The following is a 10,943-nucleotide window of genomic DNA, read 5'->3' on the forward strand; positions in this document are numbered from 1 at the left end:
TTTAAAAGAAAAATGGTGCTGGATATAACACCCAACACCAAGTTTGTCTACAGTCTGAATCCGCACCAGTGTGCGGATTCCTTCTTTCTATCTATGTATAAACGGGGTTCCCCCGATTGTATTTTGATTTCTCGCAGGCGATCTCCTGCCCATTCGACGATGCTGCCACATCTGTTCTGATCGTGGGGATATGCTCCCACCTATGATTTGCTGTCCCAACGGGACATATGATTTCTTCAGGTCTGATCCTGATCTATGACTGATATTGTTTATATACGTCAGTTTCCTGCATGTGGAAACTTCATGAAACATGGCAAGTCCAAAATGCGTATAATCTGAGGGTTTTGGATCCCACCAAACGTTTCTTTCAATACCACTTATACCTGTTCTTTTTTTAAATACTCTGAAGATACATAACCTATTAAATCATTATAGGTAACCAAAAACCATTTCACATTTTTTATCGTTGTATAATATCCATAACAAATGACCTGTTCCTGATATGGAATCGTCAGAATAAGATTATCTTGTGATATTTCACCTGGTTTATACCGTAAATTAAGTCCCTCTTTGGCAATAATCAAATATTTACCTGCATATGTATTTTCTTTTTCTTTCGCATATGCAACTTTCTTCTCTGATTTATTTGATTCTGCTGTTTTTGAAATCTGTTGATTCGTGATTGTACTTTGAGCTTTGCTTCCATAATCTGGTAAACAATATCCTCGAATATATCGTCCATTCACCTGTATATTTCGATATGCAACAGCATTTCCCTTATTTCCCTCTATTACTTTCATCATATTCCCAGACACTTCTACAACAATACCAATATGATCTGGCATTCCTGTACAATCACCCTGACCATTATCGTCCCAATCATATAGTAACAAATCCCCCTTTGACGGGGCATAATCATCTGCTTCCTGCCAGCGATCAGCTTTTTTGTACAACTCAATCATTACATTGCAACTGCATTCTACAAACATTATATCTGTCAAACCACATAACATAGAAATTACAGATACAAAAACTGCACACCAATAATCCTTATAGGTAACCTTGTAGCTTCTCGGTAAGGGTTGATATGTATTATACCTATCTATAATTTTTTTATATGTACCATCCTGCTTGTTATAACCCAAATAACTTATTGCAGTATTAACAACATTTTGTCGAATTTCATTTTCTGTCATATCTATTTTCTCCAATTATTATTTTGGTTGAGAGTATTCCATGGCAGCTTTACTATCAGACAATCCTACTGTTGTTGGATCATTAATTACTCCCACGATAACTAATACTGTAAATACCGCATCCACTAAATCTAGTAATTTACCTTGTACTTTTTCAACTTCAAAAGAATATCCAAATATACTTAATATCACCTGTACCAGCATCATCATTGCAGGAATAAATGTAACCCAAAAATTTTTATTTTTTAAGCGCACACGCCAATTAATTGATTTCATTTCTATTTTCCTTTCTCTGTAAGTTTCAAATTTTCAATTTCTAATTTCATCTTAACAATTGTTGCATCTTCATCAAGTTCATGATAGACATCATACATTTTGCAGAAATTTTCATATGCATTTGTAGAAATATACCCCTGCTCCATGTATCTATCGTGACATTCTATTAGTTGCATCCTCAAAAGCAACATCGTACCTTTTTTAGATGCATTACGATCCCTCGTCTGGCTTTTCAATAACCAAACAATGTAACCTAACAAAATAGGCAATACAATCGTATAAGTCTGCATTAGCAATTGTTCCATTGCATTCACCTCATCTCTTTGTTATTGTGTTATAAAAATATTTTTATAGCTTTCACTTTATAAAGACAAATTTCTTATTCAGATGTAAATTAAAAGTGTTTTTACATCTTTATAAATAATCCAAATATATATTTACAATTTATCCAACAACCTGCTCTTTATAAAATGTAATGCATTACAAATATATAATTTGGAGGAAAAAAATGTCATATCACGCAAGAAACAAAGGTGGATTAAAAAAAGTCTATAGTAATACTGCATTATCAGATGGTATTGATTGCAATCCCAGCCCAGGAAAACTGTATACTGGAGAAGGATTCATTGTTTTAGGTCCCGTTAGTTCGGTTAATCCTACATTAGAAATTTACTTTAGAAATTCTTCTGGTAAACTGGTTAAGGGATTTATTGAACCTTCTAATGTAGAAAATATGATTTATTCAGGCGTAAAAGTAAATAGTTCTGTGGTTGGAACAAATTATCGTTTCAAATTACGAAGGAATTTATCTATTGTAGACAAAAATAACTATGTACAGTTTGTTTTAAATGCCGGGAACTATATTTACACTAATACAGGTACCGCTGGAAAAACTCAAAAAGAAAATTTAGCTATAAACGCTTACAAAAAAGATGGAAAAATTACATATTATAATGGTTTTGTTCGTCTCCACTACTCTGCTGGATCTATGTTATCAAGCAATTTCGATCTTATTGCAGAATAAAAAAAAGTGTTGCGGCAACGAATAAATCGTTGCCGCAACACTTTTTTGCCTTTGCCTGCATTAACCCACAGTTAAATTCCTTATTCAAGCAAGCAACCTTCATACATAATACTTCATTTATCAACGTGCAATCTTTTTTTCATTGCTTCAAATCTTCCAACATACCATGGGATTCGAGTATTTTTGAGTATTTCTTACCTGATGCACAATACAACGCTGATACTCTATTTTAGAAAAGTAACTGCAACAGTTTCTTTAATTTCTGTCGGACCATCTACACAGATAATTAATACATCTTTTACCCAGCGGGGCTTCAGATCATTCATAACAGATACTAATTGTCAGTACTTTTTTCTTTCCATGTTAATGCTCAGAATGATGTAAACTACAAACTTACGGATAATACCATTGCTAGAGACAGAATCCTGCAGGATATTCTTGCTGTAAGAAACCATGATTACAGTAATATGGAAACCACTATTTCGGAGCAAGAACCACCTTGATTGGCTTGTTTACAATTGATAAGAAACTGAGCCAATGTCAAACCCAGAGCCACTTTGCGGGGCATAAGCCGGCTATACATTTGCGAGATTTCTTATATTCTACATAATTGCCAATTGGTTTCCTAATAACCGGACAGTGTAGACTTGCTGACCGAAATATTCACCAACAAACTGCTTTGTCAGTCTCCAATTTGTGGCATATTTTATCTGTTACATCTAAATTAATCCTTGCCAATGTTTCAAATCGATAAATATATTCAATACTCTATGAAATCTGTCATATACTTATTTCTTTCGCATACAAAAAATGATTTTATGATTAATATCTGAAACATCTTTCTAGCATTTTTATAATCTACGGTTCAAATGTAGTCTGACAATCCAGTGGAACATCAATTTCCCTACTTTATAACTATTGTTAACTCTTTTTTGCTTATAACCATTTCGATAATTGTCACTGTTAGAACGCTCAAATTTTCGATAGCCAAAATGTTCATCCATTTCGGATTCCATCAGCGCCTTAATGTTTTCACCAAGAAAGTCTTTCAGTGCATCCTGAAGAATTTCCGCAATTTCATCAAGTAGTTAGTGAATGATATTTTTTCCTTCTGTCATTTGTACACGATGTACTGGTTTCATTTGTTTTGCCAGAATAAAAGGCTCTCCTATGATTTTTATTTTATCATAGAAGAACCTGTTATTAATGAATTTACAGAAAAAATTTCACAGTTTCAAACTAAGTTCTATATTCGAACAACATTTTTAAAATATAACCTATAAATACTCAAGCAAACGATGGTTAAATTGTCTTGAAATCAATTACTCAAATCAAATTTACACTACTACTTTCTATAATTTATAATAAAATTATCATACATGATACTTTTCCTTAATTGAAGAAATAAAAGAAAGAAACTCTTCATTACAATTCTCTTTTGAAATCACTAATCCTTGTATTGCCCCAGACATAATGTAAATATTTGTATCCGTAATCATTATTCTGTGAATTTTATTATATGCTAATTCTGCCATACTTGTGGAGGTCTTATCCTCAAGATATTCATTATAAAACAAATAGTGATGTACACTATTTTGCATTGCCTTATTCGTATTCCATGCACGTTTAACTTCGTTTCTTTGCTTAACAAAACCTGTTAAATAACCCACTAATAATATAAGAATAGCCAAAGCAGTTGGATAATATACGTGTACCTTGATCAATAAAATTGATAAAAGTAATACAATAATTAAACAAACACATGTAAACGTCTTACGTTTATTATTACTCTTTCGAACTACTTTACAAAATCTCTTATATTCATTCCAAGTAACCGTACTATCAATATTGTACAATGCATCCATTTGCATATCCTCCCTTACATAATCAGTGTATGTATTATAATTTATCTTATAGTTATAGTCAACAAGATTTTCAATTCAGCCTATGAGTAAAAGGAAAATTTGTCTAGTATTTAAGTTATTCCACACTTATAAAATTTACATTCAATAATATATTATATTCAAATTTACTAAGTGTATTTGTGCTTTAAATATTAATTTAACAAAAACATAACAAGCAAAAGAACACCAGAACCGGCACTTACCGTAACTGGTGTTCCTTTGTCAGAAACTTATTTTAAAGTTGATTTCACAAACATATTTTTAGCTAACTCCTAATTATAAGCATATGCCAAATTAGCGGCAACTGAGAGCATAGCTGCAGCTGCTGGTGCAGCCGTTCCATATGAACCAACAACAGCTACTACAGCTACAAAGACTACTGCTACCGCCGCGATAGCAACTCCTACCTCTCCCCAATTAATGTCATATGCTTTTTCAAAAGAATACTCTGGTTGAGTTGACGTATCATCTTTCTCATAAGGTTTAAATTTGCATTCCACTTCATAATACTGATAATATTTTGTATCATCATCCTCTCTTACAATTTGCTCTACCTCGTATTTCATCACAAAACAGCCAGTAGAATCCATACCGCCTCTAACAGCAATTGAACCATTTTCTATTGTAGAAACTAATCCCATCATAGTAGTCACAGAATCAAAGCCAATATCGACAGTATATTCATTGCCTAAGCCGCCATATGCCGCCCCCATTACATTAGATACAGATTCACTTACACTACCATTTATTACATCTATTGTAGTAGAAACATTTGCATCTGAACTGTCATCTTTTTTCTTTTCACTAAACGAATATGTAATCTCCATATTTCCAAAATCTGCTGTGTAAGATACATTAAAAAGTAAATCCATATTTGGCAAAAGATTAATTCCGAAATTAGCAAAAAATCTTTTTGCCATCAACACTCTCTCATACATGCTTAGATCTGGCAGAATAGTTGTTTCATTAATCATACTAAAACCTTTATCTCTGCCTGAGAATGCATCTTTATCTAATCCAAATGATGCATTTCCACTTGTAAATGTATATTCATCAAACTGATCAAATGCCCAATTGTCTGGAATTGGATATCCAAGATTTCCACTAAATCCAGTAGACATATCACTGACAAAACTACTTTTAGCAAGATTAGCTGTACATACTTTAGAGCACACATTTCGTGGGCCATAAATTCCTACTTGATAAAAATTTGACTGATTGAAAATCTGATTAATGCCTTTAAAGTAATTTTTCACATATGTAACCTGAGCATCAGTTACATCATAGTCAATAGCAAAATAAATAATGGTTCCCTGAGGAATTCCTAATGCTAATGCTGCTTTATATGCTTTCTTTCCTTCTACAAGTCCCTCTTCTTTCGTATAGCGATCTAAACTCGGTGTTCCCTCCTGAAAAATTGGAAAAATATTTAACCCCGCTGCAAAAATACTTTTAATTTCATCTCGAGTCATTGCTTTTGAAGTTGTTCCTCCTACGGTTCCTGTTAAATATCTTCCAACATATCGATAACCAGCATCATAAAGAGCAGTAGCTTTATTTGAATTCAAGATAGTAGAGCAATCACATGCTGTTGAAGATCTATCTGGATTTCCTTTACTTGTCAACAGAGACATCCAAGTATTTTTATCTCCAATTTTGGTAATAGGTAATGCATACATCCCCTGAAATTCTGTAATAGAATTCTCAAGTTTTGAATCCCATGTATTTAAAAAGGATCCAGTTGAATATCCATTACAAGCCAGCGCGTAACGCATTAACTTTACATATTCTCCAGATGATTTGCTATTTACAATTAATTTTGTAATTTTTGCTGTTGTAGTAGGTCCAAAGTTACCATTTGCCTGTGATGGAGATAATCCTTCCAGAGCCTGTAAAACTTTTACCAATGCTTTATTTAAGGATCTTCCATACACACCATCGCAAGGAATAATTCCCACATAATTAGCATAATTACCGTTCAAAGTCTGCTGAATTGTTCTAATTTCTGATGTTCCACCATATGATGACAAAAGTACAAACTGATCCATAGATAATAATGCTTTCATTAAATCTACTGAAATTGTAGCATTAGCATTTGATAATCCAGCATCTGCCTTCATTTTTTTAATACTACTTGCTACAGAAGATTTAAACTGTTTTGTAATTGCTCCATACACCGCTGAATACCCTTTACACCATAATGCCCCCTGAATGATTGCATAAATGTTATCTTCTTCTGTACTATCTTCAGCCTGCTGACTAATTCCATTTGGAAAACGTGATTTAAACTTAGAAATCGTAGTATTACCAAAATTATCCGCGGTTGATGTAATTCCTAATTCAATCTGTAATGCTCTTGTCAATGCATAAATAGTAGTCCAATTTGTTTTTCCCGCAATTTTTTCATTGTCCAGATTTAAAGAATTATAACCCGTCTTACCACCATATGTTTCATTCAACCACACCTGTGTTTTATAAATCATTTCATCCATTATCTGTCTGCTCCTTTAACTCATTATTATTTTTGCAAGGAGTGGATTGACTTCCACTCCTTATATTTTTATTTTTACTTTTACCAACCGCCATAAAATGCAATTTTATTATATCGAGACCCACTTCTAATGCCAGTGTCCACAAAACCATAATTTCCGCATACTCTTTCCCATCCACTATCTCCCTGATAGTAATCAATAGATTTTAAATACGGATAATTCTCTCCCATGGTGTCGTTATTAGTTGCGACCTGACGACCTGCTGGAATTGTTTTCCAATATTTTCCACTTGGATAATATGCTTTACAATCTTTCCGTAACAAATATGTACTATATTTTGTACCTGAAATTAATACATTATATTTATATGGCCAACTTATACAACTGGTACTCCATCCATCCGGTGGAAAATTAAGATATCCCCATTTAAAATTACCGGATGCATCCAAAAATTTAACATGGTTGAATGCACCATCGCCGCCTGCATCAGAATCATATACATACGCTTCTCTGTCATAAATGTACCCAACAATTGCCGAGGTATCAGATGTTGTAGTTCTTACAGTAAGTGTCTGCCCACTTTTATTAATAAATAATCTGTTTGCCATTAAACATTCCTCCTATAAATTTTTATAAATGATCGATCATCTATAAATAAAAGAGCTATATTACAGTCACTTGTAAACCACCATTTCCATTTTTTCTTGTCTGTTTTTATATATAATGATAAAATCAATTTATAAATCAATCTCTATCGAAAGGAGTATTCAATTTATGAAATTTAAATTTTTCATTATGTCTTTATTACTTAGTTCATCTCTATTAATTGGGTGTGGTTCTACAAAAATAAATTCTGTTCCACTTTCAGACACAGTTTCTTCTTCATCTGAAAATAGCACATCTACTTCAAGCACAAATAACACCCAAAAGTCATTTTATGCTCCAGAAGGATTTTTAAGCCAAACTTGGGATACAGATTTTAACATTACAAAATGCTATATTACAAATAAAGTAATTGGTTCAAATCGCTTCTATATAGATGAAAATCATATATTATGGGGATGTGGACGTAATGAATCTGGACAGTTAGGTATTAATCATCCAGAAGATACAAATAATACTGAAACATATTACACTGATTATAAAAAAATAGCTGAAAATGTTGTTCATGTGGATTGTTCTGTTAATGGATATTTTTTGATATACCTAACAGAAAACGGTGACCTCTATGGTGTCGGAGATAATCTTGATGGAATTCTTTTAAATAATATAGATGCGCAAAACGATCCAGTAGATATACCAATCGGTCAAAATATACAGTATACCCCAAAACTTTTAATGACAGATGTCTCATATGCCAGTGCTGGAATGTATAGCATTGCTGTTCTAAAAAATAATGGTGATGCATATTGGTGGGGACGCACTTACGGTATACATCAAATTGACATTGCAGAAGAGCCGATGGTCTATAATACACCGCATTTAATGCTTTCAAACGTAAAATATGTTTCCTGTGGAGATTGGACTGCTGCTGCAATAACAAATGATAACGAACTTTATATATGGGGAAGCAATTTTTGGGGACAATGTGGAATCCCTACTGAAGATGAATATGTAAAAGAAGCGACAAAAGTATCTGATAATGTCCTAATGGTTTGGTCAGAAACTATGCAATTAAATTCTGTTGTTGATTATTGGGAGCCATATTGGGCTATGACTTATAAGTATACATATGATAATTTATTTATTTTAAAAACGGACAATAATATGTATGCCTGTGGAAAAAACATGGGAAACGAGACTCACTCCATCCAAATTGATGATGATTCTGAATCTTCTGATATTACCGGCTATTATTCCACCACATTTTCTCCAATTAACATTGATCAAGCAACCTTTATTCCGCAATAAAAAATCTCCTAGTACCAAACTGGTACTAGGAGATTTTTTACATTATTCACATATCTCTATAAAAGGTTTGTGCTTACCACCCACCATAAAATGCGATTTTATTATATCGAGATCCACTTCTGATGCCAGTGTCTACAAAACCGTAATTTCCACATACTCTTTCCCATCCAGTGTCTCCCTGATAGTAATCAATAGATTTTAAATACGGATAGTTCTCTCCCATAGTCTCATTATTAGTTGCCACCTGACGACCTGCCGGAATGGTTTTCCAGTATTTTCCGCTTGGATAATATGCTTTACAATCTTTCCGTAACAAATATGTACTATATTTTTTCCCGGAAATTGTAACATTATATTTATACGGCCATGTTGTACAAAATGTACATCCTTTATCTGGTGGGAAATTTAAATATCCCCATCTAAAGTTGCCTGATGCATCTAAGAATTTAACATGATTAAATACACCATCGCCGCCTGCATCAGAATCATATACATACGCTTCTCGATCGTAAATATGACCAATTACAGTGTTTCCACCATCCGTAGAATAAACAGGCATTGTTTTTCCACTTTTGTTAATCAACAACATATTTGACATAATTTTTTCTCCTTTGCTACTACTTTTTAATGATCGATCATTTATAATTAAAAGACAATTTTTATTACGATATGTAAAGTTCGTATTTAAAAGAATTTAATAAATTTTTCGTAATTTATTTATAGCTCTACAACGCATCTGATTAACCGCCTGCCGAGATACATTAAATTCTTCGGCAATTTCAGCTATAGAATACTGTTCAAAATAAAACATCACTATTACCTTATATTCCTTTTCACTCAAACTAATATCCAAATCATCCTGAATCAATTTGTTCATTTCATCATTCGTAGATAATTCATTTTCTAATAGATGCAATTGTTCTTCTGATAAGTCAGAAAATGGGATTTTATCTTTCTCCTGCATTTTCTTCCGTATACAATATGAATAATGATTTTTTACCGAAATTGATATATAATTTACGATTTTTCCATCATTTTCTGGTCGAAGTAAATTGTCTGGAATTTTAGGAATTAGTTCTAATATAAAAAGAATCATCTCATTTTCCGCATCTTCACTATACAATTTTCTTGAACATTTTCTTATAACAGGCATAAATTTATTGATTAGTTTCATTTTTGCATCCTGATCCCCATTCTTTGCATCAACTACAATTTTATATAACATATATTTTCTCCTTTAAATCTAAAGAGAAATAAAGGAAAAAATAGTAAACTACTTCTTGGCTTTTTATATTTAATCCACATCAAAAAACAAATTAGCACTCACAAATCACTTATCTTTTACATCAGCAGTTTTAAGTGCTTATTGTGCATTTTTGATTTTAAAGTAAATATTCGATAGAAATTATCTCTGAAACTTTTTTAGTCTACGATAATTAATACCTGTTTAAAGCGCATATATATACGCATAAAAAAAGAGCATTTTCTTAAATCTGACTTTTAAGAAAATACTCTATTATATTCAATATTCTTTTTTCTGTGATTGACATACATTCAATTACAGACTATATTTAACATTTATTATCATACATTAACATTTTCAACGTAAAAATAGATTGCTCCGCATTAATGTACATATTTCCATGAAACTTTTCTAATGCCATCTGAATTGATGATAATCCTATTCCATGATTCCCTATATCTTTCTTAGTACTTATGATATGATGCTTTTCATTATACGCCAACGCTTGATCATAAGGATTTTGAATGATAATACATAGACAAGATTTTTTGTAAAATATCGATAATTCAATATATTTTTTACTATTATCTGCATTCTTAGACACTGCTTCTATTGCATTGTCTAATCCATTACCAATAATAATACATAAAGCATCATTATCAAACGGTAAATTCTCCGGGATTTCAAAATGCGTTTTAAAAACTATGTGTTGATTGGTCGCATAATTTAGCTTGTAATTTATCAATGAATCTAACACTCCATTTCCAGTATTTACTACTGGGACAAAAGGCTCCGCAATATGAAGGTATTCATGAATATATTTCATAATTTCTGTACATGGTGCTAGAATATAAATAGTACAAGTCAAAATGAGAATTCCTTATACAGTATTTCATG

12 protein-coding genes are annotated in these 10,943 nt (G+C 32.2%); 2 read left to right on the forward strand and 10 right to left on the reverse strand.

From position 1 onward, the window contains the following. Positions 1–377: 377 nt before the first annotated feature. The 3 genes from DXB15_RS16240 to DXB15_RS16250 are packed head-to-tail and all read right to left on the reverse strand — an operon-like array spanning position 378 to position 1,777. Positions 378–1,196, reverse strand: a complete 819-nt coding sequence (locus DXB15_RS16240) for a CHAP domain-containing protein (RefSeq protein ID WP_109216491.1) — start codon at positions 1,194–1,196, stop codon at positions 378–380. Positions 1,197–1,214: 18 nt separating this feature from the next. Then, entirely contained in the window at positions 1,215–1,472 is a 258-nt protein-coding gene (locus DXB15_RS16245) for a phage holin (RefSeq protein ID WP_109216490.1), read from the reverse strand. A gap of 2 nt (positions 1,473–1,474) precedes the next feature. Continuing rightward, positions 1,475–1,777 (reverse strand): hypothetical protein, encoded by a 303-nt coding sequence (locus DXB15_RS16250; protein ID WP_109216489.1) that lies wholly within the window; start codon positions 1,775–1,777, stop codon positions 1,475–1,477. A gap of 203 nt (positions 1,778–1,980) precedes the next feature. Between DXB15_RS16250 and DXB15_RS16255 the strand changes: the two genes are divergently transcribed. Continuing rightward, on the forward strand, positions 1,981–2,496 hold the full coding sequence (locus tag DXB15_RS16255; protein WP_109216488.1) for a hypothetical protein: 516 nt from the start codon (positions 1,981–1,983) through the stop codon (positions 2,494–2,496). An 851-nt stretch (positions 2,497–3,347) separates the two neighbouring features. Here the strand turns inward: DXB15_RS16255 and DXB15_RS17815 are convergent. From DXB15_RS17815 to DXB15_RS16275, 4 genes are all read right to left on the reverse strand, one after another. Continuing rightward, a complete protein-coding gene (locus tag DXB15_RS17815) occupies positions 3,348–3,512 on the reverse strand; it encodes a hypothetical protein (RefSeq protein ID WP_334294934.1) in 165 nt (54 codons plus the stop codon). Positions 3,513–3,869: 357 nt separating this feature from the next. Further along, the gene (locus DXB15_RS16265; protein WP_109216831.1) at positions 3,870–4,361 is read right to left on the reverse strand and encodes a YcxB family protein; all 492 of its coding nucleotides are present in this window, start codon (positions 4,359–4,361) and stop codon (positions 3,870–3,872) included. A gap of 311 nt (positions 4,362–4,672) precedes the next feature. Continuing rightward, positions 4,673–6,892, reverse strand: a complete 2,220-nt coding sequence (locus tag DXB15_RS16270) for a glycoside hydrolase domain-containing protein (protein WP_109216830.1) — start codon at positions 6,890–6,892, stop codon at positions 4,673–4,675. A gap of 80 nt (positions 6,893–6,972) precedes the next feature. Then, positions 6,973–7,500, reverse strand: a complete 528-nt coding sequence (locus tag DXB15_RS16275; RefSeq protein WP_109216829.1) for a hypothetical protein — start codon at positions 7,498–7,500, stop codon at positions 6,973–6,975. A gap of 166 nt (positions 7,501–7,666) precedes the next feature. Between DXB15_RS16275 and DXB15_RS16280 the strand changes: the two genes are divergently transcribed. Beyond that, on the forward strand, positions 7,667–8,803 hold the full coding sequence (locus DXB15_RS16280) for a hypothetical protein (protein WP_158582288.1): 1,137 nt from the start codon (positions 7,667–7,669) through the stop codon (positions 8,801–8,803). 73 nt (positions 8,804–8,876) lie between these two features. On the opposite strand, the gene DXB15_RS16285 is transcribed toward DXB15_RS16280, so the two are convergent. The 3 genes from DXB15_RS16285 to DXB15_RS16295 all read right to left on the reverse strand — a co-directional run bounded on the left by DXB15_RS16285 (position 8,877) and on the right by DXB15_RS16295 (position 10,914). Next, positions 8,877–9,401: a hypothetical protein gene (locus DXB15_RS16285; RefSeq protein WP_109217028.1), complete on the reverse strand. Its 525-nt coding sequence runs from the start codon at positions 9,399–9,401 to the stop codon at positions 8,877–8,879. A gap of 96 nt (positions 9,402–9,497) precedes the next feature. Beyond that, positions 9,498–10,028, reverse strand: a complete 531-nt coding sequence (locus DXB15_RS16290; RefSeq protein ID WP_109217027.1) for a sigma-70 family RNA polymerase sigma factor — start codon at positions 10,026–10,028, stop codon at positions 9,498–9,500. Between the two features lie 346 nt (positions 10,029–10,374). Then, on the reverse strand, positions 10,375–10,914 hold the full coding sequence (locus DXB15_RS16295; protein WP_118703511.1) for an ATP-binding protein: 540 nt from the start codon (positions 10,912–10,914) through the stop codon (positions 10,375–10,377). Positions 10,915–10,943 lie beyond the last annotated feature (29 nt).

This window comes from Roseburia sp. OM02-15 (assembly GCF_003481835.1).
Lineage (GTDB): Bacteria > Bacillota > Clostridia > Lachnospirales > Lachnospiraceae > Eubacterium_I > Eubacterium_I ramulus_A.

Bases quoted from the DNA above. Each gene is read 5' to 3' on its own strand.
- DXB15_RS16290 (WP_109217027.1), bottom strand. From the start codon at position 10,028: ATGTTATATAAAATTGTAGTTGATGCAAAGAATGGGGATCAGGATGCA.
- DXB15_RS17815 (WP_334294934.1), bottom strand. From the start codon at position 3,512: ATGGAATCCGAAATGGATGAACATTTTGGCTATCGAAAATTTGAGCGT.
- DXB15_RS16275 (WP_109216829.1), bottom strand. From the start codon at position 7,500: ATGGCAAACAGATTATTTATTAATAAAAGTGGGCAGACACTTACTGTA.
- DXB15_RS16240 (WP_109216491.1), bottom strand. From the start codon at position 1,196: ATGACAGAAAATGAAATTCGACAAAATGTTGTTAATACTGCAATAAGT.
- DXB15_RS16270 (WP_109216830.1), bottom strand. From the start codon at position 6,892: ATGGATGAAATGATTTATAAAACACAGGTGTGGTTGAATGAAACATAT.
- DXB15_RS16280 (WP_158582288.1), top strand. From the start codon at position 7,667: ATGAAATTTAAATTTTTCATTATGTCTTTATTACTTAGTTCATCTCTA.
- DXB15_RS16245 (WP_109216490.1), bottom strand. From the start codon at position 1,472: ATGAAATCAATTAATTGGCGTGTGCGCTTAAAAAATAAAAATTTTTGG.
- DXB15_RS16250 (WP_109216489.1), bottom strand. From the start codon at position 1,777: ATGGAACAATTGCTAATGCAGACTTATACGATTGTATTGCCTATTTTG.
- DXB15_RS16285 (WP_109217028.1), bottom strand. From the start codon at position 9,401: ATGTCAAATATGTTGTTGATTAACAAAAGTGGAAAAACAATGCCTGTT.
- DXB15_RS16255 (WP_109216488.1), top strand. From the start codon at position 1,981: ATGTCATATCACGCAAGAAACAAAGGTGGATTAAAAAAAGTCTATAGT.
- DXB15_RS16265 (WP_109216831.1), bottom strand. From the start codon at position 4,361: ATGGATGCATTGTACAATATTGATAGTACGGTTACTTGGAATGAATAT.